The organism is Polyangiaceae bacterium, assembly GCA_016715885.1.
In the GTDB taxonomy this organism is placed as follows: Bacteria; Myxococcota_A; Polyangia; order Polyangiales; family Polyangiaceae; genus Polyangium.
Genome location: JADJXL010000025.1, coordinates 828,197 through 850,267, shown reverse-complemented (window position 1 = coordinate 850,267; position 22,071 = coordinate 828,197). Strand labels below are relative to the sequence as shown.

Here is a 22,071-nt window from a genome sequence, read left to right as displayed (position 1 = left end):
CGATGACTCCTTCGAGCAAAAGCGAATCGGTCGAGCCTTCGCGAGCTCCGGCGCGCGAGATCTTTGGCTGGGCGATGTTCGACTTTGCCAATTCGAGCTACACGACGGTGATCATCACGGTGGTTTTCAGCGTGATTTTTCCGAAGATCATCGTCGGAGACGGGCCCGAATATCGGCAGGGTAATTTGCTCTGGAGCATTGCGCTCAGCACGAGTTACGGGATCGTGGTCGTCACCGCGCCGCTCCTTGGCGCGGTGATGGATTATCGAGCTGCGAAGAAGCGATTTCTCTTTGCGAGTTACCTGCTCACGGTGGTTGCGACGGCGGCGCTTTATTTGGCGACGCCGGGGCGCGTGGGATTGGCCATGGCGATGCTCATTGCATCGAATTATGGGTTTGCCGTGGGAGAATCGTTTGCGGCTGCGTTTTTGCCGGACCTCGGGCCGAAGCAAGACCTGGGGCGCATATCCGGTTATGCGTGGGGCATTGGCTACGTTGGGGGCCTCATCAGCACGGCGCTCGTCGTGTTTACCGTCGGTGAGCAGACCGTAGAGAACCTCGAGCGCCTGCGGTGGGTCGGCCCGATGACGGCTGCATTTTTCTTTTTGGCCGCGATTCCGACGTTTTTGTTTTTGCGCGAACGGGGCAAGCCGCGCGAGCTACCTGCTGGCGAGACGCTTGCGCACGTGGGGCTTTCGCGGCTTCGGCGCACGGCGGGCGAATTGCGGGATTTTCGGGATCTCGTGTGGTTTTTGGGAGGATTGTTTTTCGCGACAGCGGGGTTGTCCATCGTCATCAGTTTTGCATTCATTTATGGCGATCAGGTCATTCATTGGAAGCCGAAGACGCAGCTCTTGATGTTCGTCCTCACGAACCTTTCGGCGGCGGCCGGAGCGGTGGCATTTGGTGCGCTGCAGGATCGCTGGGGCAATTTGCGGACGTATCGATTGACGCTCGTCGTGTGGGTGTTGGCGGTGCTCAGCATTTACCAGACGCCGGCGATTGCGGCTTTTCTTGGCAGCGTGACGGGCAAGCCGTGGGCATCCGAGGAAGTGTATTTGTTCGTGGGAACGCTTGCGGGGCTGTGCCTTGGAGCGACGCAATCGGCGGGACGAACCATTGTGGCGATTTTTGCGCCGGAGTCCAAGGCTGGCGAGATTTTTGGATTTTGGGGCGTGACGGGGAAGCTCGCATCGATTTTCGGGCTTTTGGCGCTCGGTTTGCTGCAGAGCGCGCTGGGACTTCAGCGAGCGATATTGGTATGCGCGGTGTTTTTCCTGGCCGCATGGGCATTTAGTTTGAACGTGAACGAATCGCGTGGCGCCGCAGCAGCGAAGGCGCACGAAGGCGAGTAGACGGGTTTGCCCGAGGACGCTTGGTGTGACTTTTCGCGTTGCACCGGCGTTACAGGTTGTGGTATCCTAGGTGCATGGTTGCAGCACCGGATACGCTCCTGCCCGCGCGGATGACCATCGAAGAGTGGGCCAACATGGACGAAGACGAGCCTGGCGAGTTCGTCGATGGGTACCTCGTGGAGGAAGAAGTGCCGATTTGTGCCCACGAAGCTATCGTTTCATGGTTCATTGGCGAACTTCGCAAGTGGGGTAAGCCGAAGCAGGCTTTCGTCTTCTCATCCGATCACAAGTTCGCGCTTTCACCCGTGCGTGGGCGCAAGCCGGATGTCTCCATGTTTGCCCCACGCGAGCGTTTGCCTTACAATCGAGCGCTTACGCGAACGCCTCCGCGGCTCATGGTCGAAGTGTTGTCCGCGACCCCACGCGACGTGAAGCGCGATCGCGTTGAAAAGATGTCAGAATACGCACGGTTTGGTGTACAATCATACTGGATCGTCGATCCGCCGAATCGCTCGATAGAATGTTACGAGCTTGGCGTTGATGGGCGATATTCCCGCGCTGCCATGGCGTCGCAAGGGCAGCTCGTTGCTCCCGGCTTTGATAACCTCGTTCTCGATCTCGATGACCTTTGGGGCGAAGTCGACCTCCTTTCCCAGGATGAAGACGAACCCTCCGAAACCTGACGCTTTGTTGATTTGCATACATGGTTGCAGCCCGTTGAATTATCGTCGCGAGCGCCCGAAAGCTAGGGCGACTGAGCGAGGAATACTTCAGTATTTCGAGCGATGTCGACCGACGATTTCGGGTGTGAGCAGATAAATCAACGGGCTGCCAAACCTTTGCTCTTGCCCGGGACAAAATCGAGTAAGCTCGCCGCGCGATGACTGAAGCGGCCGTCCCGAAGAAGCTCCGAAAAACCAAGCGAATCAAGCGCGAAGAACCGGTAGAAGCGCCGCTCGAGGCTCCCGAGGGGCAGATCGAACGCACGGCCGATGTCTCGGCCTTGACGCAGCATGGGTGGGTCGCGGGCGTGATCGGTTCGGTGGCGGTGCTGGCCCTGGGCTACATCGGGTCGCGGATCAACGTGCTCGACAAGGGTTGGGGCCTGCCGATCGATGTGACGCCGAACAAGAGCACGTCGGCCATCTTTGCGCTGGTCGTCGTCGCGGCGATCATGTTCGTCGTCGAGCTCACCGTGCGGCTGCGGGTCGAAAAGGGAAAGGTCCTCTCGATACCCGATGAAATCCGCGAGAAACGTTATGCGGATTTCGCCTTTCGTTGCGTAAAGATCTTGTAGCTGACTTGATCATCATTTCGCTTTTTTGGGCAGCTTACAAAAGTGCCGGCGAATATGGATTCAAGCGCACTTCTGGAGCTGGGTATTACCAGCCGTGGTTCACGATGTTGGATCCCATTTTCTGGACCTACGCCGTGGGCGGCTTGCCGTATATTCTGCTCACGCGTGCACTCCAGCATGATCCAAAGGCCGATCGCAAGCTGCCTGCATTTACGCTTTTCAAAGCGCTGAAGCATATCGAGGCGCGGCTCGGATTTTCCAAAAAAGGCGATGCCGCGCCGGAACCATTCAACGAATTCGATCGCACGGCGGTGCTGGGGCTCTTCGTCAAAGCGTTTTTCGTCCCGCTCATGACGGTATTTTTTGCCGATCAGTTCACGAACCTCGTAAAAAACTACAGCTTTGCCATTGGACTCCTCACGAGTGGCGCGCGAAAGTTCACGGTTCGCGAGAGTTACGATTGCGCGTTGTCGGTGATTTTTGCGGTCGACGTGGGTTTGGCATGGGCTGGATACGTGCTCTCGTCGCGCTGGATCAAAAATGGTATGGTTTCCGTCGAGCCCACCGTCCTCGGCTGGCTCGTGGCGCTACTATGTTATCCGCCGTTCAATCGCGTGCCTGGTGGATATTTCTCGAATCCTGGCGAACACGCGTTTCTCGCATTGACGTCGAAGCCGGCAGTGATTTTGCTCGCGAGCTGTTCGATTGCGAGTTTCGCGGTGTACACGGCATCGACGGTCGTTTTCGGGCTGCACTTCTCGAACTTGACGCATCGAGGAATCATCACGACGGGGCCGTATTCGGTGGTGCGGCATCCTGCGTATGCTTCGAAGAACTTTTCGTGGTGGTGCGTCATGTTTCCGTTCGCGATTTACGATGCGATTACGAAGCAGAACGTGGGAACGCTCATCACGCACTTCGTCGGGCTCTTGTCGTTGAGCGGGCTGTATTATTTGCGGGCGATCACGGAAGAGCGGCACTTGTCGAAGGATCCAGAGTACCAGGATTACATGAAGCGCGTGCCGTATAGGTTCATTCCTGGGGTGCTCTAGATTGGTGAAGTGATCAAGGCCCCTTTTGCGTCAACCTGCTGCGCACGATGCGCGGCGCGTCTTGCGATACATCGACGCGCGAAATGGTCACGCCTTGAAGAGCCGGCGTAGCTGCGCGGTTTTTCACGAGCTTTTCCAATAAGTCGTCAAGCGACATGTCCGCGCGGCTCGTCGTAATCGATTGCCAACCATCGACGACCGCTTTGGCGCACGGCTCTTTGGTTTGTGCACCGTCAGGCTTACACACGAGCACGATGCAATGCGCCAAGTGGCCAATGCAGGCTTGGTGAACGATCGAGTCGTCCGTCGTATCACCATTCGGCAAAACGAGTGGAATCGGGTTTTTCTTGCCGGTCGCATCCGTCGTGTAAAAAACCATGGCAATGGGATTGTGCGCCAATCTGCCCTTCAGCCACCGCAATGGATCCATGACCGTTTCACCATTGTCGGGTATCGGCCGAAGCGATACGTAGGCGCGCCCTTCATCCAGTTTGTCCGTGCGGCCGAGTATGGCTTTGAATGCTTTGCTCGATTTGGGCATTACGGGCAAAAGCGCCGGTTGCGAGACGCGAGTGCGGTTCTTCAAGAGCGTCATCGTATCGAACTTCGGCGCATTTCCCGCTCCGACGAAGGCGTCGGGCGAATGGGCGGGACCGCTGTCGTCTTCGGGCGGTTCGGCGTTCGAGATGACCTCGAGCGACACGTCGACACCGAATTCCGCGACGTCTCCCGCATGAGATTCGGCCTTCGCGCCCGTGGCGGCTTCTTCGATGAGGCCCCCTCCGTGCGGTTCGCCGTGCGGAGGCACGCGCACGCCATTTCGCATACCATCATCCGCGAGCGGCCCATACTTGCCGGCGCGCATTCCGTCATCGGTCAGCGATCCGAGCTTGCTGCCTCGCATGCCGTCGTCGGCGAGCGATCCTACGCGGCCGGCACCTCGAAAGGCGTCGTCGCTGACGGCGGCGCCGCCCTTCAGTGCAACGCGACCACAATCGTCGGCCGTGCGCGCAAATAACGCTCCAATTCCGGCAAGTCCCAGTGCAATGTGGCCGCCGAATGACTTCTTGCCTCCGCTGTCGTCGCTCATTCCTGTCGAACATTGCGCAATGAGCACGAGCACAGTGCCGGGTGGGGACGGTTCGTTGGGCGTGACGCAAACGGGGGCGAGCTTGCTACCGCCGCCGCCGCCGGCGTTCCGCCGGATCTCACGCGAGCGACCGCGCGTTACAAGCGTCACGCGTGGCTCGCGTGAATCGGATTGCTCGCGTTCGTCGCGCTTTACTTGTCGCTCACGGGTTGGTTCTTCTGGACCTGTTATCGCCTCTTCGTTTACGCCTTCAGCGGTGTCCGCGACGGATTCATGTACGGCATCGTCGCTGTGCTCTCAGGGCTGCTCGGCCTGTTTTTGCTCGGGGCGTTGTTCTTCATCAAGACAGGTGGCGAACCCAATAAGAACGAAATGCCGCCGCAGACGAACCAGAGCTATTCGCATTTCTGTATGCGCTCGCGGATCGCGTGGGTGCTCCGAGGCCCCCACCGCGTGTTTCTTTCGTCGCGAGTGAACGCCGGCGTATTTTATGATCTTTCGTTCATCAACTTGCTCGTTCCAACGCGCAAGAATTTGGAGATAGGGCTCGGCCTCGTCAATACGTTGACTTTGAGCGAATTCACGGTGGTGCTCGCGCACGAATTCGGGCATTTTGCGCAGCGCTCGATGGCCGTGGGGCGTTGGGTTTATACCGCGCAGCAGGTCGCGGGACAAGTGGTCGTGGCGCGCAGTTGGCTCGACAAACTGCTCGCGGGTTTGTCGCAAATCGATCTGCGGGTTGCTTGGATTGGCTGGATCATGCGCCTCATCGTGTGGTCCATTCGATCGCTGCTCGATACGGCGTTTCGCGCAGTTGTTTTGGCAGAACGCGCTCGGTCGGGAAATGGAGTTTCAAGCGGATTTGGTGAGTGTTTCCGTCACGGGTAGTGACGCGCTCGTGAACGCGCTGCATCGATTGGGGGCTGCCGACGGAGCTTGGAGCATTGCGCTCAGTGTGCTTGCGCGTGAAGCGGGTCGAGGCAAAGCGGTGCCCGATTTATTTACGATACAAACACGCGTCATCGAGCATATGGCGCGCATTCTGAACGAGCCCCGATCACGGCGCTTCGCCGCAAATACCCGCAGAAAATCCAGAGCAGCATCGCGTATTCGAGCAAGAATTGGCCGAACCTCCGCGCATGGGTCCACGCATCCACCGAATCAGGATCGCGAGCTCAATGCAAAGCGAGTGTATGTTCCGGCAACGCTCGATTCGCGATCCGCATTCTGCCTATTTCGCAATCCGAAGAAATTACGGAAACGCGTGACCGCGGAGATCCTCGCCGAAGCGAAGGAAAAACTCGTGCGCATTTCCGAAGAAAAAGCTCTGGCAGCCGTCGACAAGCGTTTCGACAAGCCGTATCTGAGCGAGCGTTATCGTGGCGTCTATTTGGGGCGACAGATTGGCCTCACGAAGAAAACGCCTGGGGAATTGTACGGGGGCAAGGTACCGGAGGACCAATCATCGAAACGATTGGCCGCGCTTTATCCGGAGGAATTGGCTTCCGATATTCGGGACTTGCGCGTTCGTAACGACGAACGGTCGAGCCTCGAGGCATTGCGCGATGGCTTTTGCATGCGCCGGGCGGCGTCATTCGTCACCGTGGTCGCGTCATTCCACGCCGCGCGCTCGCTCATTGCTGGAAGAAGTCACGACCGAGGTGGAAACGATTCGCGAGCGCGTCGAAGCGCACGATCGGGCGTGTCGATCGGCACATCGATGCGGCCGCAAAGGCGCTTGGGCAGGGCTGGGGGCCGTATTTGAAGGGCCTCGTCAAATTGCACCACTATGCAGCGCACGCGGAAGCGAATTGGCGGATGCGCGGGGTATTTGGCGAACGTATATGCGATTGTCACGGCGGATGGTCACGTGAGCTCCAGCGAACGGCAGCGGCTCATCGTTTCGAGCGTCGAGGTGCATTCCGGCGCTGGAGGAATTTTCGGTCATCGCACGGATGTATGGCTCCCGAGGAAGTATTCAAGCGGCTCGTCGATGCGCTGGGCATTCACGGCGCGGAAAAACCACCCAAAAATACGCCGACCTGTTTTCAAACGAATTCACGTTGCCGCCGGCCAACGAGCACAACATTGGTGAGTGGTTCCAAGTCATCGATGGTTGGATTGACGAACCATTGCGCATCGTCGGCGCGCTTGCTCGCGTGAGCTTGGAGGTGCTCGTGGAGGCGGAGGAGCATGTGCATCGTGCTTATGTCGACGGTACGGATCCTGGAGAAGCGCCCAAGCCTCCGGTCGTGCCGGAGCGATATCAAACGCTCACGCGCGATCAGGTTCGCGAGCGCCAGAAGCAATTGGATCTTTGGGATCGTTTTCAAATTGCCGATGGGTTTTTCCCGACGCTTGGAAGGCTCGTCGTAGCGGGCGGAATTCTGGCCGTTGTCATGGGATTTGCGCACGGCGCAAAACCTTCGTCGGAGTCGGAGGGACTGGCGGGAGGTGCATCGCCATTGCGACAGGAACGACGATGACCGCCGTCAATGGACTGGGCGTGCCCGTGGTCATTCACGTGCAGGGGCAAACGTTGCGTCTCGGATCGCAGGAGCATGCGACGCGCACGCTTTCCGATGAGAATGCCGTGGAAATTCGCACAGTTACAGACCGTGGTGAAAGAAATCGAGGTATTCGCGACGCCTGTGGCGCGTGACGCGAGATATGTGTACAACGTGGCTGGAGCTACGCCGCTGCTCGAGTGGCCAGCCGCATATGGCAATATGGTTGCCGCGCCTCCCAAGCAGCTTGGCGCGCCTCGGTGGTTCGCGCCGAATGCTCGATATCTTTTCGAGGAGTCGGCGCAACGACGCACGGTTTCGGCTGGGCGCGCGATGGGTGCGGAATTGGACATGCCACGCGAACGGACGCCGCAGACCATACTTGCCTTGGCAAGCGACGAAGACGAAAAGCGGCGCATCATTGCATTGCATGCGGAATGGGATTTGCCAAAAACGCGCCACATCGGAGAATGGCTTGGACGAGCGGCGGAGCAGCCTGGGATTGCGGCGTTGCTCGAGCGTCGGTTGCGGCGGTATCCGCGCGACATGACGGCATTGCGTGTCGAGCAGGACCAAGCGGAAGGAGAAGTGCGTAAAGCGCTCTGTGAAAAGACGCGCGCTCGGTCTACGAACAATCCCGAGGACCTCGACTGGCGCTATTTGGCGATTCGTTGTGAGAAAGACGATGCAAAGGGTGGTCGAGCGTTCGTGGACGAATATGGGAAGCACCCGTATCATCCATACATTGCGAATGCTGCGGGGTATGAATTGCTTCGCGTCAAGAAGTACGACGAAGCGATGACGGCGTTCGAGGTGGCTGCGGGTGAGTTGCCATTGAGTGACGGTGCCAATTTGCACATTGCGCGAATATTGCGGGTGATGGGCAAGGGCGACGATCGGGAGAAATTGCAGAAGCTGGCGGAGGAGTCCTCGTTTTTGAGCGTTTTGCTCGCGTTCGAGACGGGTGAGGGGATGAACGAGTCGGGGCGTGCGTATTCGCAGCTTGCGAAGGGCGAGCTTGTTCAGGCCATTGCAACCGCGCGATTGCATCCCAAGGCGCTGAGTATGATTTTGCCGCTTGCGGCAGCTTCCGATGGGGCGACGCGCGAAATGATTGAAGAGGCGCTGCGACCATCGGAGGAGCGCGAAGCATCGCACGCGATATGGTCGACCATTGCGCTGTCCGAGCGGGAGGGGCGCCCGCACGAGAGCCTCGACGCGGTCGCCCGAAAAATGGCGAAAGACGCGGATAAACTGTTTCCTTTTGCGAAGTTGGATTTTTTGAAGAAGGGGCGCGCGGTGGTCGAGCCGGCGATGGCGAAGCTGGGTGGCGATCAGCAAGCGCAGGCGTGCACGATGGCGATTGTGCGCAGCGCCGAGCATGCGCCGCCGTGGTGTCGAGAATACGCAAAAGCGTATCTGTTTGTTGGGGAGCGGCCGTATTTCAGGTGAGGGGTGGGCAGCGGCTCGGGGATGTCATTGGCAGGGTCAAAGGGGCGTGCGATCGAGCTTGGGTGGGCGTCGGCGCGTTCGAAGCGCGGTGGGTCATGGTGTGAAGACGTCTTCGAGCGAGCTGGCGAAGAGCAGCTTTTCCTCCAGAAGCTCGAGCGCATCAGCATCCGCGGCGCCGACGCGAGCGATCGCGTTTTGAGGCAAGTCCCCGAACTTTCGTCGCAGTTGATGCAGAACGGTTCTGCGTCGCCCGTTCAGTTCTCCACGAAGTTCTCCACGAAGTTCTCCTCGCCGCTCGATCATGTCGATGACTTCCTGCGTGTCCATCAAGAACTCCTTGTCTGCGGGTGAAACGGGGTCGGCCTCTGCTTCGATTCGGTATCGTATCAGAATTGGCAGGGCGATGCATTGCCAGCTTGGTCGGAGCGAGCGATCACGGGCTGGTATTAGCTCGAGCTTGGCGGTCTGTCAAGGAAATGGATTGCCCGGACGCACCTTTGTGGGGACGGCTCATTGCGCGGTGGAGGGAGGTTGAATGCACCGAAATGGCGAATCGCATGTTGGCCATTGGCCATAGCGGACAAGGAGCCTGCAATACAACGACGTCCCGAAGTCTGTAGCCCTGCTCCCAGCGGTCGTAATACGAAACGTTGAGTGCGTGGTCACTTGTTCTGATCCGGGTCTGCGGTCAACATCATCATCCGAGCGATCTTCTTGCCATCGCGGTCTTCGATGTTTTTCACATAAAATGGCTGCGAAACTCCTGAGCGCCGATCGGCCTCTTCCAGAGGTAAGTTGAAGCCTTCAGTTTCCGTCGTAGAACAATACAGATGCGGGGCTAGTGGGACGAATTGAGGATCTGTGGGCCGTAATTCAATCAATCTCACGTGAATGGGTTTCTTCTTCTTCAATCGATCACGTATGGTTTTGCGTGCGTCGCGAGCGTCGCCAATGTTCACGAAATCAACTTGAAAAACATCCGGCAACTTCGTTGGTAAGGACGGCAGTGCGGATTGTGATGCGTTATGACGTTTCACCGTGGCTGCGTGCGCACGATGTTCCTCTGCACGACGCTTTCTTATCAGTTCGATTCGCGTTCCGAATGCGCAAAGCAGCTCATTGTCGCGTTGACGATGAGGTTCTTGTGATTTGACTCGGTTATTTTCTCCTCGACGAGCATTTTCTTCGGTTATGACCGCCAGCCTTCGCAACCACCCGACCTCGAGTTCGAACCGGCGAACATCAACCGAAGGTTCCCTATACAGCCGCTCTTCCAAGCACTTGCCAACGTCATTGAGTGCGATTTTTGGGGTTCCACGTGTTGCGAAAGGAGAATCCCACATCGCGCGGAGAAGCTCGAGCGCTGCGATGGGATCCTTCGTTTCGCGAATGCATTGCAGCGCTTGCGCCAAGTAGCCATGATGGGTTTTGGTAGAAAAGCCTTTGGCCGCATTCTCCAATTTGGTGAAGGTGCCGGAATCGAGAGCCATGTCAACATGCTCCTTGATGAAGTGCCACCAGTTGGTTCTCGCCCTCTGCCCAGCGATCCGCTGACTTCGTAAACGCTTCGTATGCGGCGCGCGCGTCTTCCGTGAGCGGCTTGCCGGCGTGGTCTCGCCAGGTCAACTCGACGAGTTTGATGCGACCAAATGACGCATCGAAATCTGCCGCGTTCTTTCGCAAATTACCTTTGCCAGAGCCAATCTTCAATGCGCTTGCTGGGTGCCGTCCGAGCGCCACTAGCAAGCCACCAAGCTCTTCCCGAAGAATGTTCCGGAGCAGCACGGACCCACGAAGCAGCGTACCCTTGGGGATGGTTTCTACGAGCTGCCATTGCTTTTTCTCCGGAATGGGCCCGTGCCCCATCCCGAACTTTCGACCCCGGAGCTCGGAGATCTTGAATTTCTTTTCTCGCCCATCATCCTCGATTTCACAGCGGCCGAGATGGTGGTCATTCGGGCTGAATTGCTCGAGCATCGCTTCAAGCACGAAGGCCTTGTCGCCCTCGAAATCCAGCACTGTAATGCGGCTTCGTTTGGACATGAGGCCAAACAATGCGCACGCGGCGCACATGAGCTCGCGCGTGCACGGTACAAAGGCATCGTGGGACAGGACATCCTTCGTAAAAAAGCCTTTTGTTATGCCGGTGCTCGAACGTAATGACCGACTATTTTTCAGGGTGTGTCCCGTGCAGCTTCGCGTAATGGCCTCGTATCGACTCCGGAGGACACCTTTCATGGACGACCCAGGCACGCCGGGAACTCCACGTACCATCGCCCCGCAGCGCACGACGACATTGCCATCGAGGCCTTTGAAGCCCGAACCGATGTGCACCGGTTGCTCTGCTTCGTAGGTCAGATCCAATCGAACGGAAATCGAATCGGGCACTCGACGGTCGTGTCGCGCATATTCGCGTTCCACGCGGTGCACCTTGGCGGGAAGCTTCACGAAGCGGTAACCTTCGTTCATTGCAATGCTCCGAGTGCTTGGAGTCCTGCGGCGAGCCATGCTTGCGTATCGCTGGTTCCCTGGATAGTAAACCGTGTGGCGATACCTCGAGTTTCCGAGTGACGGCTTTCGGGCAATGCGGCATCGGAGAAGAGGCCATAATCGTCGTTTTCTTTTGCTGACGCAAGTTTTCCTACGCCAACGGCTGAGGACTCAGCTAATCCGCGCTGCTCGTGCACGAGGGACATCAATTCGATCGTCGCAACTCCCAATCCACGGCTCTTCGTAGACCCAAGCTGTGCGAAGCCAGTATTGACCTCATCGAATGCTTGCGCCAGAAGACCGAGCTGCCACACCTGATAATTCTCGAGCGCAATCTCGCCCCAAAAGGAAACTCCGGCAGGCACCATTTCCTGGTCGAATGGGCCGTGTTTTACCGAACCGAAAATCCGGTCGATCGATACGCCGTGGCGCATTTCCAGGTTGTTGGCTCGATAGCGATTTTGCTCGGAAATCGTCGCGTCCTTTTCGCCTGCATCCCAGGGAAAGAGGTCACGCACGGAAGCGCGACCCTTCATTGCTTCCGAGCCAAAAAGGCGACACGCGAGACAATGCTCCCGATGAACATGTGACGTCGGCTTCGGCGCATTGGCGCGCCGCGCGTCTTCCTGGAGTCGTCGACCGCAGCTTTGGCGCTCGTGTAATGGATCGCAAGCGCCGGCAATCCCTCGGAAATTCCTTTCGCGCATCATCGACTCTGCCGCCGAGCGCAGCACGCCCTTCAAGCTCGACCCCGGAATGTACACCGTGGATCCATATTGGGCATGTCGCGTCCGCACGCAGGTCAAACTCGCGGCAGTTGGATCCAGACCAACGTCACCCGCACGAATGAGAAGCGGCGTGACGGTTTCGATGCGAATATGCAAAACCGCGCGGTTGTAGGCCTTCTTGAACATCATCCATCTCCCTTCGCTGCCCGCGCCGCAAGCGCCTGTCGATACGTCTTGAATCGCTCCTCCAAAGCATCGCCCTGAAGCAACTCGCCCGGTTTGCCATCCAAAAGATCACGTGCACCGACAATGGTCATTTCCGACCACGTAAGGTTCACGCGCCCCAGTCCGCGCGAAGTAAATCCACCGAGAGCGGTATAGCCGTCAATCAACTGCTCAAAACCAATGAGCAGCAGCCCCATGAGCCAAGGCTTTGGATTTTCGACGAATACCTCGAAATTGAAACGCACGCCTGGTGAGACGACTTCGAAGTCGTATTTGCGCCCGCTTGCGGCAACGCGTAAATCACGATCGATCGCCACGCCGTCGCGAATTTCCACAGGAGGTCGACCCCGTCGTCGTTCGTCGGGCGCAACCATGAGGTCCGTGATCCGCACGTGGCTCGCGAGAACCTGGGAGCCAAAGAGCTGGCAAACAGCACAATGGTCTTCAACCCTGACATTACCACGCTCGCCTGGTTCGTGCCAACCGCATGCAATGTCCTCCATGCCTTTCTTGTCAGCAAGGGGGTTGCACGACCGAATTCCCGTTTCTGTTGCGCATCCAGCGCCGCGAACCAGCGCTTCGACGGTGGACCGCAACGAACCCTGAAACTACCACCTGGTATCAAAGGGTAACCCGTGGCATCGCGCAATACCGGGAGATCGACCCCATCCATGTCACCGCCGCCACCGCTGCCAATGCGCAAAGCGGTTCGCGTCACGAGCGTCCCGTTTATGCGGACGCGCTGTGAGAGCTTATGGAAATCGGCAATGGATTCGCTCATCGCGCTTTGTCTCGCTTTTCTTGATGGGCGGACGTTTGTCCATCTCGTTGGGTGTTGCGCTGCGCTTTGCGATAGGTAAACGCACGCGTGAGAAATACGGCATACAGGCGCCAAGCAGCGACGCGCTGCGCATCGTCGGTGATTTCGTGTTTCTTGAGTACCTCCTGCATTGGGACGATGACCTGATTGGCGGTCTCCTTGGGCCAAACATCGCGGGCTTCTTGATATCGCAGGTAATTTTCGATTTCCTGCGTGCATGTGGCTTCCCCGCACACTGCAATCAAATGATTCAACTGGGTCTTCTGCAAACGAGACGCAGCCAGCATTCCACTTGCACCCTCGGCCGCAATGACGAAGTCTTTTCGCTGCGGCCGCAAGTCCTCGACGACATTTCTCGATTCCATCGAAATCACCTCGTTTGGGTCTCTGTGAAACAGCGGATCGAAGGCCATGAGCTGTCCATAGCCTTGATGCCGTCTCGATCCGACGCCTTCCCGCTCCAACTGCTCAATTTTCGAGAGCGCTTCTCTCCAAGGGCGATCCAGCTCGAACACGAATACCCCCCCGGCACTGACACCCATCGTCGATTGCATTCCTGCTCCGCGCTGATCCCACCCTCCTTCGCGAGAAAACCGACGTGCCTTGAAAGGCAACGAACGGCGCTCAACGCACGACTCAACAGGCTTTCGCCGTCGCCCTCCGTTGATAAGAGCGGTGACATCAGCGTGATGGGGACCAGACGTTGACAAATGTCCGTTGCCAGTGTTGCACGCTCGAAACGCACGGTGAGCGCCTTCTCGAACTCGATTGCGCGCTGTGATAATGGCAACGCCGCCTGTGGTTCGAGCACCTCAATCGATACACGACCCCACCCTGCGGACCGACCACGCCCGAGCGACAAGTGCGATGCGAGCGCGCGCGCCAGATGCGCTCGTCCCCTATCCGGTACATCTCGTATGAGCCCCTCGAATGTCGTGCCCGTGTCGAGAAGAACCTGCGAGAAAAGGAATTCGTCGCGCGCAGACGTTCGCGTTCTATCGAGCGAAACGCGCGTGACCAATCGGTCCGGTACTGAATTCGTACGACGGCGCCAGCCCGAGAGCGCTCGTAGGGGTTGGCGACAGATCTTGCATTCCGATGCGATGTCACGCTCGACGCGCTCCATTTGCGTCGCATCGGTTACGACCGCTACGGTGAGGCGATCCAAGAGGGTATCTACAATCCCGTGCTGAAGCTTCTTCTCCTTGCAGGCCGCGGTGGTAATGGGAAGTGGGCCGGCAACGTCGGCCGTGGCATTATCCACAGGATATAGAAATCCGAAGCGAGCCCCGTCCTCGCTCACCAAAGCTTGAAATGCTTGGTCCTCATTGGGATTGTCGAGCATTGCAGCAAGCGCGAATCCGATGGCGCCCCTGAGCGCCGACCCGGGAATTTCATATCGCGTTTGTCGCAAATTGGGATGCACGACGGGTGCGCCGATGGAGGCAGGACTGAGCAGCGTGACGCGAATGCGCACATCACTCGAGGTTGGCAATCGTGCATTGTCTGATGAAAGCTCGCGCCAGTCGGGCGGCTCGATTTCGACACGCGCAAGACCGCGGCTACGACCAGCTCCGATATGGGTCGTCGACCGAACCGCTGCTTGAAATAGGTGCTCCATGGATGGATCGAGGAGGATTCCTTCTGCCTTGAAATAGGCATTCGGTGTCGAAGGCACGTGGTGCATGTAAAGGCGATTCTCTTCCGCGCTACGACGATTGCGCGAAATTGAGACTCCGGGTCGGGTCTGCGGACGCACATCGTGCTCGCCTTCCAACAGCGCATCCCCAAGAATCAGTGCGGAAAATGCGTGCTCATCTTGGTCAATGCTTCCCCGCCGACTACCAAAGAGCCGACAAGCTTTACAACGCTGACCATTGTCGAGGCTACATTCGACCGATGCGGGCGTGCCATTTGATGCTTCAGGGTCTATCCCGTCGCCACCGGAACATATGTGTTCCCCGACGCCACGAAGAATCCCTTCGAGCGCTTCGCGGAGCGCACCCCGAAGGGCCGTTGCCGGAATGAGGGGGCGCCGATGGCGATCGGTTGCGTGTGCGCCATGCACGTCGCGCGGTGTTGGGGAGTAGCCACCGACCATGACGCTGCCTACTGGAAATCGCAATCGAAGTTCGAAGGGTTTCATGCGTTTGGATCCTTCGGCCTGGGAAGCAGATCGAGCAAATCGAGGCGTGTTGCGACAATGTGCCTATGCAGTTCATCAGGGTCCGTCCAATCGACACGACAATGGCCAAACCACACCTGCCAGGCCTTCGAACGAGCGACTTGATATCGAATGAGATTGTCGTGCTCTTCGCGCGACGAAATCGTGAACCGCTCGCTCAACATGGCCCGCTGCGCGCTGGGGACGTTGCGCAAAGCTTGCCCTGCATCGATTGCCTTTCGCCAGACAGTCTGTTCCATCGACATGGGCATGACTTGCCGATTCTCATGTGCAGGATCTTCGGATTTCAAGATGGCAAAATCAAATGCCGATCGCGAACCATTGGCGTCACGACAGATTGCCTTCGCCCGACGCTCGAGCATATGAGCATGATTGAGTAACGCCGATGCCGGATAATGTGCCCACGCAATGGCGGCACCAATGCCAATGCCAATGTTTTTGAATGCCTCGACCTGGGCCCGTGACGACAGCACTCCATCGAGGTCGCCTGCCGTTCGTGCACCATCTTCGATACCGCGGGCGAGCGCCTCAACATAATCAAGCACCAACTCCGGCGCCATGAATGCGCGAATGTCGTCACCTCCGGTGACCGGTGCCAATATTTTCCTGTCATTGGCGCCCACCGCTTGCTCATGCGCCGATTCAAAGATCCGTGCCACGGCAACGCTCACCACTGCCATCTGTTCAAGCGTTCTGAGCATTCCAAACAGAGCCCCCATGTTGTTGCCATCTGCGGAAACGGCAGCAAGAGTTCCGTCTTCTTGATTGGCGTAATCGAGCAACGATTTCTTGAAAGCAGGGTCGTCCTTTCGTGCGTGCTTTATGAAATTGTCGCAGCGGGCACAAATGCGACGCAAGTCATCTCCCGCGTTGATCGTTCGCTCGGCGCGTAGTGTATGGCAATCTTCGCATTGCTCATCCTTGTTGGCAGGCAAAACACCGCCAGGCGGGCGAGCCGCGTCCTTTGCGTTGTCGAGCTTTCGACGTAGCCAGACGAGGCTTTCATGAGGGCGCGTGTAATCGTAAGGAACTGCGTCTGCGGCTAGGACGCCGCTTATCGTCAGCTCACGAAATTCGCGTTGAAGCTGTGCAATGCGATTCTGAGCTTCATCCTTGGATCTCGCCAACGTATACCCGCGACCACCGCCCGCAAAAATCGACAGCTCGTGTGCCGCCTGCTCGTTATCGAAACGTTGAATGGTGCGGCTCGCGCCGCGCATGGCGATCGGCCGATTGCTTGAAGTAACGAGTTGTTGGATACCATTGATGTCGTATGCAACCAACCAAGCCGCGCGCCCGGCCTGGGTGACAGCTCCGTTGACGCGCTCGACCGTGGACTTCAGATTGCTCATCTCGCTCCTAAAAATTGTTGCACCCTATCGTCCGGTACACCGCCGCCCACACCTCAACCCACTCCCCCCAAGATGCCGTCGCCCTTCGAATCCACCGCCGCGACGTTCTTTTTTTTGGACCCATGTCACCATCGTGACCACGGTCCCCGATGAAACTCCAACATTTACCCGGCGTCAATACAAACCCCACCCATCCGCGCCCTCCAAGTACGCTCACGCGCGTCGCGCCTAAGCCATTCGCGTCGGCCCGGTAAACCCTCGCTCGTCGTCCCCAAGCGTCACGTGGCGCGCGAGTACACCGGCGCTCGTCGTGCCCAAGCCATTCGCGTCGTCGCAGTATGCCCACGCGCGTCGCGCCCAAGGCTTGCGTGAAGCTCGAGTACGCTCGGGCGCGTCGCGCCAATGCCTGTTGAGGATTCCCAAGTGCCCAATGCTCGACGCGACCACGCGTCATGACGATTTCGATGCGTCAGGGGCCGAAGATCAAGGCGCCGAGGGAGCACACGTCGAGACCATGCTCGTATGCTCGTATCCCATTGAGTCGCGCAATTCGACGACGAACCAAGGTTCGCATCAATCACGAAATCCGAAGCCGCGTAACAACCATGAAAGGACATCACCGGCGCTTGCATGTGGTCCTCGATGGCCGCAATCAATTCCGGCGTTTCGCATCCACTATGAGGATCCATGTCGGGATATTCGTATCCGCAGCCCAAAAATACATGGGCCTGCGTGAAATCGAATGCCTCGACCGAAACTCCCGCCGGCGCATTCACCGTCACAGGCTCGTACGCATGCGCAACGACCGCAACGAGCTGCGTGGCAGGGCCCGTCGTCACGGTCCAGTCGGTCGCCGAATACGACGAAAATAGCTTCACCGGCCCAGGGCGCTCGATGTGCACATGCGCAGGACCTTCCGTATTCGATGCGATATCGTAGGAGTCGTAAATGCCCACGACATGCAATTCCGCACCAGCGCAATCAATGGGAGGTCGCTCGAGCGGCGTGGTGGGATCGGGACCCGGATCCGGCACGGGCAGCTCCTCGCCAGAACCCCCTTCGACAATGACCACAGGCCCGCAACCCGTGGTCGACAATGCGCAGAAGAACACGACCGAACCAAGTGTATGGAAAAGTCTTTGCATTCTCCCGGTTTACCATGCTTCTCGTCGTGATGGGAGGAGATTTCGTACGCGTCGCGGGACGAAGCGCCAACGCCCATGGACGATGCCGATGTGCACGACGCGACCGAGTCTCGTGAGGACCTCGTGGCACCATGGGCGCAAAAATTTTTTCAAAAGACATGAATGCACCTTGGCGCACCTGCATCAGAGGAATTGTTCGACGCGATTAAAAATGGCGGAACGATGGAGGCGGAGGGCGTCGAGCAGGAAGGAATGGGTCACATGAGACTTCTTGGAGCAGCCAGTAGCTTGGCGACATTTCGGTGGGATTTGATTTACTTATTGGCGCAGCTCACGACGGACGATCGCGCGGGCGTATCGAGTCTTGCGGGGCCGGTGGAAGCTGCCATCGGTGATTTGGATGGGCGTCGCACGGCGTTCGAGCAGGCACAAGCTGCGGCGGTGATTGCATCGGCCATGGTGGCAAAGCGTGACAAAGGGCGCGATCGATTGATTGTGGAAATGGGCGGGTTGACGCGCGCGACCGAGCGGGATGTGTACAAGCGGCTCTTTCCGAAGCTCAATCCGAGCAAAACGGCGAAGTTGGGGATCGACGCGGAGACGGTCGAGGTTACGCGCATACTGGGCGAAATGAAGGGGCTGGATGCGGCGCATCCGGTGCGGCAGGGATACGAAGCGAGCTTGAAGGACGCGCGGGGCGCTCGAGGTTGCGAAAACGAAGTCGGACGAAGCGGACGTGGCATTGGCGCTCGAGCGGTCGCAGGTGCAGCGTTTCAAGCTGGAGCTCGACAAGGTGCGGCTGGAGACGCACGGGAAGCTGCTCGCGCTGCTCGCGGACAAGAGCGAAGCGGAGGCGTTTTTCAGGCCGACGTCGAATGCGCCCGGAGAAAAGACGGAATCAGGAGCGGGAGGATGATGGGGTAGGGCGTCTTCGCTGAAATGCGCAATGAATGGACCCACGCCTGCGAAAGCGGGCGTGGGTTTTTTGCGTCGGCTTCGTGGATGAAGAAAGGCTCACGCTGCGAAGACATCTTCGAGCGATTCCGCGAAGAGCAGTTTCTCGGCGAACCGTTCGAGCGTATCGGAGTTGGCCTGCTGCACGCGGGTCGCGATGTTCTCGGGCAGCTCGCCGAACTTCAGTTGAAGCTGTCGGAGCACCATGTGCCGCTGACGCTCCAGGCCTCGAAGCTCGCCCCGCAGTTCGCCACGCAGCTCGCCGCGCAGCTCGCCGCGCAGCTCGCCGCGCAGCTCGCCACGCAGTTCGCCTCGAAGCTCACCCCGCCGTTCGATCATTTCTATGACTTCCTGCGTGTTCATCAGAAACTCCTTGTCCGCGGGTGAAACCGGTTCCGCCTCAGCTTCGATCCGGAAGCGTATCAGAACCGGCAGTGCAATGCATCGTTCGAAATCGTCGTCAGACAGTGCTTTCAATTCGGAAACGGCACGCTTGAGTGTTCGTCCGCGTCCCATCAGGCGCAAGATCAGTGTCGACCGCTCTTCCGGCAGCTCGCTCACCACGACGATGGTTGCTGCAAACATGGACGGAAGGTGATAGATGCCACGAGGCCAATTTCGGGCCACACGTCCGCCACTTTCATCGAGCCCGCGGAGGGTTTTCCGGACGAGATGATCCATTGCCTAGGTAGTTAGGCGGGTTCATGCTTGTGCCGGAGAACGTGTCGCATGTTGAGGTGCTTTCGGACACACTCACTGATTCTTGGGACGTCGGGTGCTTCCGAGAAGAGCTCGAACGCGCAGCGACGTTTCGTCATGCGTCCGAGCAACGTCGTGGCGACGGGCGACGAGCGGTCTGGGTCGGGTTCGAAGTAACCATCGGCGCTTTGAGGATCGGGACTCACCTCGAGCTCGGAAGTGAAGGTACCGCGAGCCTCGAGAACGGCGCGTAAGAGTTGCTTGCCTGCTTGATCCGAGCGAGCGATCACGGCCGGAGAATGAAGCGAAGCTGACGGTCTGTCAAGGAAATGGTTTACCTGGACGCACCGACGCGTGGACGAACCGGTTGCGATAATTAGGCTTTGCTATGTACACTTTTTCGTTTCAATGCCCTTTGAGCGGGCGAACCCGTTGCGGGTTGTAACAGATCCTCCCAAAACCTGCTCCGGCGTGTGTTTCATGTTTCAATGCCCTTTGAGCGGGCGAACCCGTTGCGGGCTTATTGTATGAACCCCCAGATTATCTGGGTGGCAATACAAAGTTTCAATGCCCTTTGAGCGGGCGAACCCGTTGCGGGGGCGCGCCCGTCGTCGATCCCAACGATGATATTTTGGCCTGTTTCAATGCCCTTTGAGCGGGCGAACCCGTTGCGGGGGGCAAAACCCCGCAACAGGCATGCACCATTACGAAGTTTCAATGCCCTTTGAGCGGGCGAACCCGTTGCGGGAGTTCGTGATCAAGAAGGGCGGTGCGACTGCGCCGATGCCGTTTCAATGCCCTTTGAGCGGGCGAACCCGTTGCGGGATAACACAAGGAGCCTTGACCATGAAACTCACCTTGTTTCAATGCCCTTTGAGCGGGCGAACCCGTTGCGGGCCGATACGGAAAGCCAACGGGCATGCGCGGAAAAATGCTGTTTCAATGCCCTTTGAGCGGGCGAACCCGTTGCGGGTCGTGGGTACCGGGGCTGCCCGCAAAAGCTCCCCGCCCCTGTTTCAATGCCCTTTGAGCGGGCGAACCCGTTGCGGGAAAGGCTGTGCAGCATGAGCTGCTAAAATTCCGCATTCTCGTTTCAATGCCCTTTGAGCGGGCGAACCCGTTGCGGGAGACCTCCCCGCAACCGGCTTGTTTTGTAGGCTCTGCAGCACCGGAATCGCTGACCTCACCCCAACAGCAAGCTCAGCGGCTCCGATCACGACCCCGCAACGGGGTGCGAATCGCGCCAATCTCCTGCGATTTCGCGGGGTTGGCACAAAGCGCTAACCCCCCCGGGTTTTGGGTACTGTACGAGGTTAGCGTTTCCAGCTTTCACAGACCAACTCGGCCGGCTTGGCACCGACCACCCACACTTTCTCCCAGAACTTCCCGCCTGTAAACAAAAATCGACCAACACGCTCAAATCACCCGAAACGATGCCCTCGCCAGCCCGCTGCCCGCTCGCCCCAGCAGCACCGCCTTCGCTTCACACGCCGCACAAAGCGGATGAACCCGTACGTCATCCTCCGCCACCGAAATCAACGGAGCCTGATGCCCACCACATCCCGAGGCGCTCCGTCGCGTACCAGAAAAACACTGTATTGCACGCGCCGACCCACCCGCAATAGCCCCTTCGCCACCAAACCTCGACGCCGATCGTCCGGAATGTCGTATGCCACGAGCAGTGCATTCATGTGCCGCCCTCGAAACCCTGCGCGTTTATCGTCAAATTCGTCTCGACCGTACTCTCTTTCGCGTGTCCCGCCATCACGGCCCGACGCAATGCCTCCACGCTTTGCCGAATACGTGCTCGCGGGCTATTTCCCTCGGCAGATGCTTCTCCCATCGCATGTTCGTACAGCGACAAATACCGCCGTAGCGCGTCTGGAGCAAGCCGAATGCCGTGCTCCCGTTTGTCCTCGAAATCGTCGACGCCGAGCATCCGCCGATTCAAAATCGACAACGTCAAGCGATCGATGACATCCGCCCGATGCGGCTCGATGACGTCGAGCGCCAAGCTCGACCTGCCACAACGCACCCCATGGTAATACCCTACCCGCGGGTCGAACCCGGCATGCTCGAGTTTTCCCGCAATTTCCCCCGTGAGCAACGTATAGCCCAAATTGAGCAGAGCATTGACCGAGTTGTGTGCCGGATGCTTCGAGCGGCGCTCGAATCGAAACGGCGGCTGCACCATCACGTCGAATGCTTGAAAATATCGCGCTGCCGCAGCTCCCTCGACGCCTCGCAGCGCATCCAATCCCTCACGCCATCCAGTGCATCCACGGAAGCCGCAAGAAACTGCGCACATTCGTCCATCACCTCGGCGGCCGCCGGATGGTTTCGCGCAAAACGGCGCACCAGCAGCCTGCCGGCCCCGATTTTCGATCGAATGAGCGCTCGCGACAGCTCCAGCCGGAACGCCGCGTCCATGTAGCGCGCATGCTGCGCCAAACGCACGAAGACATTGCCCGATTCCGGCGCCACCAATTGACCGCGGTACCGAGCCGACGTGGAAAAGAAACTCACGTGCACGCCATGTTTGAACAAGAGCGAAATCGCCTGCGTGCTCACCTGCACGTTGCCAAAAAGCAGCACTTGGTCGATTTCATTCGGGGCGAAGCGATCCAACAACGTCCGGTCGATGTACACCCCGAGCTGCCCGTCCACGCGTTGCAGCTTCGCGCCTTGACGCGTCACATAAATGGTTTTTCGCTCCATAT

General features: G+C 58.4%; 24 protein-coding genes and 1 CRISPR repeat array. Of the genes, 10 read left to right on the top strand and 14 right to left on the bottom strand.

The genetic code is table 11. From position 1 onward, the window contains the following. Positions 1–2 precede the first annotated feature (2 nt). From IPM54_38460 to IPM54_38445, 4 genes are all read left to right on the top strand, one after another. On the top strand, positions 3–1,355 hold the full coding sequence (locus tag IPM54_38460) for an MFS transporter (protein MBK9265661.1): 1,353 nt from the start codon (positions 3–5) through the stop codon (positions 1,353–1,355). A 110-nt stretch (positions 1,356–1,465) separates the two neighbouring features. Further along, entirely contained in the window at positions 1,466–2,038 is a 573-nt protein-coding gene (locus tag IPM54_38455) for a Uma2 family endonuclease (GenBank protein ID MBK9265660.1), read from the top strand. Between the two features lie 197 nt (positions 2,039–2,235). Continuing rightward, positions 2,236–2,652, top strand: coding sequence for a hypothetical protein (locus tag IPM54_38450; GenBank protein ID MBK9265659.1), 417 nt, complete (start codon positions 2,236–2,238; stop codon positions 2,650–2,652). Beyond that, a complete protein-coding gene (locus tag IPM54_38445; protein MBK9265658.1) occupies positions 2,634–3,704 on the top strand; it encodes a DUF1295 domain-containing protein in 1,071 nt (356 codons plus the stop codon). The genes IPM54_38450 and IPM54_38445 overlap by 19 nt, the downstream gene beginning before the upstream one ends. Before the next feature lie 13 nt (positions 3,705–3,717). On the opposite strand, the gene IPM54_38440 is transcribed toward IPM54_38445, so the two are convergent. Continuing rightward, positions 3,718–4,944, bottom strand: coding sequence for a hypothetical protein (locus tag IPM54_38440; protein MBK9265657.1), 1,227 nt, complete (start codon positions 4,942–4,944; stop codon positions 3,718–3,720). A gap of 21 nt (positions 4,945–4,965) precedes the next feature. On the opposite strand from IPM54_38440, the gene IPM54_38435 reads away from it, so the two are divergent. From IPM54_38435 to IPM54_38415, 5 genes are all read left to right on the top strand, one after another. Then, on the top strand, positions 4,966–5,682 hold the full coding sequence (locus IPM54_38435; protein ID MBK9265656.1) for a M48 family metallopeptidase: 717 nt from the start codon (positions 4,966–4,968) through the stop codon (positions 5,680–5,682). Continuing rightward, positions 5,639–6,559, top strand: coding sequence for a hypothetical protein (locus IPM54_38430; GenBank protein ID MBK9265655.1), 921 nt, complete (start codon positions 5,639–5,641; stop codon positions 6,557–6,559). Before IPM54_38435 ends, IPM54_38430 begins: the two co-directional genes overlap by 44 nt. 298 nt (positions 6,560–6,857) lie before the next feature. Beyond that, positions 6,858–7,280, top strand: coding sequence for a hypothetical protein (locus IPM54_38425; GenBank protein ID MBK9265654.1), 423 nt, complete (start codon positions 6,858–6,860; stop codon positions 7,278–7,280). Next, positions 7,277–7,456 (top strand): hypothetical protein, encoded by a 180-nt coding sequence (locus IPM54_38420; protein MBK9265653.1) that lies wholly within the window; start codon positions 7,277–7,279, stop codon positions 7,454–7,456. The genes IPM54_38425 and IPM54_38420 overlap by 4 nt, the downstream gene beginning before the upstream one ends. Beyond that, the gene (locus tag IPM54_38415; protein ID MBK9265652.1) at positions 7,413–8,753 is read left to right on the top strand and encodes a hypothetical protein; all 1,341 of its coding nucleotides are present in this window, start codon (positions 7,413–7,415) and stop codon (positions 8,751–8,753) included. Before IPM54_38420 ends, IPM54_38415 begins: the two co-directional genes overlap by 44 nt. Positions 8,754–8,846: 93 nt before the next feature. On the opposite strand, the gene IPM54_38410 is transcribed toward IPM54_38415, so the two are convergent. From IPM54_38410 to IPM54_38370, 9 genes are all read right to left on the bottom strand, one after another. Then, positions 8,847–9,080 carry a DUF4351 domain-containing protein gene (locus tag IPM54_38410; protein MBK9265651.1) on the bottom strand — a complete coding sequence of 78 codons (234 nt, stop codon included), beginning with the start codon at positions 9,078–9,080 and terminating at the stop codon, positions 8,847–8,849. 335 nt (positions 9,081–9,415) lie between these two features. Next, the gene (locus IPM54_38405) at positions 9,416–10,096 is read right to left on the bottom strand and encodes a hypothetical protein (GenBank protein ID MBK9265650.1); all 681 of its coding nucleotides are present in this window, start codon (positions 10,094–10,096) and stop codon (positions 9,416–9,418) included. 148 nt (positions 10,097–10,244) lie between these two features. Continuing rightward, positions 10,245–11,222, bottom strand: a complete 978-nt coding sequence (locus IPM54_38400) for a hypothetical protein (protein MBK9265649.1) — start codon at positions 11,220–11,222, stop codon at positions 10,245–10,247. Continuing rightward, positions 11,219–12,160 (bottom strand): hypothetical protein, encoded by a 942-nt coding sequence (locus IPM54_38395; GenBank protein MBK9265648.1) that lies wholly within the window; start codon positions 12,158–12,160, stop codon positions 11,219–11,221. The genes IPM54_38400 and IPM54_38395 overlap by 4 nt, the downstream gene beginning before the upstream one ends. Then, entirely contained in the window at positions 12,157–12,792 is a 636-nt protein-coding gene (locus tag IPM54_38390) for a CRISPR-associated RAMP protein (GenBank protein ID MBK9265647.1), read from the bottom strand. Before IPM54_38390 ends, IPM54_38395 begins: the two co-directional genes overlap by 4 nt. 181 nt (positions 12,793–12,973) lie before the next feature. Continuing rightward, positions 12,974–13,381, bottom strand: a complete 408-nt coding sequence (locus IPM54_38385) for a hypothetical protein (protein ID MBK9265646.1) — start codon at positions 13,379–13,381, stop codon at positions 12,974–12,976. A gap of 5 nt (positions 13,382–13,386) precedes the next feature. Then, on the bottom strand, positions 13,387–15,162 hold the full coding sequence (locus IPM54_38380) for a hypothetical protein (GenBank protein ID MBK9265645.1): 1,776 nt from the start codon (positions 15,160–15,162) through the stop codon (positions 13,387–13,389). Then, on the bottom strand, positions 15,159–16,553 hold the full coding sequence (locus IPM54_38375) for a hypothetical protein (GenBank protein MBK9265644.1): 1,395 nt from the start codon (positions 16,551–16,553) through the stop codon (positions 15,159–15,161). The genes IPM54_38380 and IPM54_38375 overlap by 4 nt, the downstream gene beginning before the upstream one ends. Positions 16,554–16,831: 278 nt before the next feature. Beyond that, entirely contained in the window at positions 16,832–17,698 is an 867-nt protein-coding gene (locus IPM54_38370; GenBank protein MBK9265643.1) for a hypothetical protein, read from the bottom strand. Between the two features lie 261 nt (positions 17,699–17,959). Between IPM54_38370 and IPM54_38365 the strand changes: the two genes are divergently transcribed. Beyond that, positions 17,960–18,622: a hypothetical protein gene (locus tag IPM54_38365; protein ID MBK9265642.1), complete on the top strand. Its 663-nt coding sequence runs from the start codon at positions 17,960–17,962 to the stop codon at positions 18,620–18,622. Positions 18,623–18,712: 90 nt separating this feature from the next. Here the strand turns inward: IPM54_38365 and IPM54_38360 are convergent, their stop codons facing one another. The 4 genes from IPM54_38360 to cas1 (IPM54_38345) form a co-directional block, all read right to left on the bottom strand. Further along, complete coding sequence (locus IPM54_38360) at positions 18,713–19,237, bottom strand: DUF4351 domain-containing protein (GenBank protein ID MBK9265641.1); 525 nt, start codon at positions 19,235–19,237, stop codon at positions 18,713–18,715. Positions 19,238–19,753: 516 nt separating this feature from the next. Beyond that, positions 19,754–20,478: a CRISPR direct-repeat array (repeat unit 37 nt; unit sequence GTTTCAATGCCCTTTGAGCGGGCGAACCCGTTGCGGG). Between the two features lie 408 nt (positions 20,479–20,886). Beyond that, on the bottom strand, positions 20,887–21,042 hold the full coding sequence (cas2, locus tag IPM54_38355; protein ID MBK9265640.1) for a CRISPR-associated endonuclease Cas2: 156 nt from the start codon (positions 21,040–21,042) through the stop codon (positions 20,887–20,889). After that, complete coding sequence (cas1, locus tag IPM54_38350) at positions 21,039–21,608, bottom strand: CRISPR-associated endonuclease Cas1 (GenBank protein MBK9265639.1); 570 nt, start codon at positions 21,606–21,608, stop codon at positions 21,039–21,041. Before cas1 (IPM54_38350) ends, cas2 begins: the two co-directional genes overlap by 4 nt. Beyond that, complete coding sequence (gene cas1 / locus IPM54_38345; protein ID MBK9265638.1) at positions 21,545–22,069, bottom strand: CRISPR-associated endonuclease Cas1; 525 nt, start codon at positions 22,067–22,069, stop codon at positions 21,545–21,547. The genes cas1 (IPM54_38350) and cas1 (IPM54_38345) overlap by 64 nt, the downstream gene beginning before the upstream one ends. Positions 22,070–22,071 lie beyond the last annotated feature (2 nt).

Bases quoted from the DNA above. Each gene is read 5' to 3' on its own strand.
- IPM54_38410 (MBK9265651.1), bottom strand. From the start codon at position 9,080: ATGGACACGCAGGAAGTCATCGACATGATCGAGCGGCGAGGAGAACTT.
- IPM54_38460 (MBK9265661.1), top strand. From the start codon at position 3: ATGACTCCTTCGAGCAAAAGCGAATCGGTCGAGCCTTCGCGAGCTCCG.
- IPM54_38365 (MBK9265642.1), top strand. From the start codon at position 17,960: ATGAGACTTCTTGGAGCAGCCAGTAGCTTGGCGACATTTCGGTGGGAT.
- cas1 (MBK9265638.1), bottom strand. From the start codon at position 22,069: ATGGAGCGAAAAACCATTTATGTGACGCGTCAAGGCGCGAAGCTGCAA.
- cas2 (MBK9265640.1), bottom strand. From the start codon at position 21,042: ATGAATGCACTGCTCGTGGCATACGACATTCCGGACGATCGGCGTCGA.
- IPM54_38395 (MBK9265648.1), bottom strand. From the start codon at position 12,160: ATGATGTTCAAGAAGGCCTACAACCGCGCGGTTTTGCATATTCGCATC.
- IPM54_38450 (MBK9265659.1), top strand. From the start codon at position 2,236: ATGACTGAAGCGGCCGTCCCGAAGAAGCTCCGAAAAACCAAGCGAATC.
- IPM54_38360 (MBK9265641.1), bottom strand. From the start codon at position 19,237: ATGTTTGCAGCAACCATCGTCGTGGTGAGCGAGCTGCCGGAAGAGCGG.
- IPM54_38370 (MBK9265643.1), bottom strand. From the start codon at position 17,698: ATGCAAAGACTTTTCCATACACTTGGTTCGGTCGTGTTCTTCTGCGCA.
- IPM54_38430 (MBK9265655.1), top strand. From the start codon at position 5,639: ATGGAGTTTCAAGCGGATTTGGTGAGTGTTTCCGTCACGGGTAGTGAC.
- IPM54_38455 (MBK9265660.1), top strand. From the start codon at position 1,466: ATGACCATCGAAGAGTGGGCCAACATGGACGAAGACGAGCCTGGCGAG.
- IPM54_38375 (MBK9265644.1), bottom strand. From the start codon at position 16,553: ATGAGCAATCTGAAGTCCACGGTCGAGCGCGTCAACGGAGCTGTCACC.
- IPM54_38385 (MBK9265646.1), bottom strand. From the start codon at position 13,381: ATGGAATCGAGAAATGTCGTCGAGGACTTGCGGCCGCAGCGAAAAGAC.
- IPM54_38400 (MBK9265649.1), bottom strand. From the start codon at position 11,222: ATGAACGAAGGTTACCGCTTCGTGAAGCTTCCCGCCAAGGTGCACCGC.
- IPM54_38380 (MBK9265645.1), bottom strand. From the start codon at position 15,162: ATGAAACCCTTCGAACTTCGATTGCGATTTCCAGTAGGCAGCGTCATG.
- IPM54_38405 (MBK9265650.1), bottom strand. From the start codon at position 10,096: ATGTGGGATTCTCCTTTCGCAACACGTGGAACCCCAAAAATCGCACTC.
- IPM54_38420 (MBK9265653.1), top strand. From the start codon at position 7,277: ATGACCGCCGTCAATGGACTGGGCGTGCCCGTGGTCATTCACGTGCAG.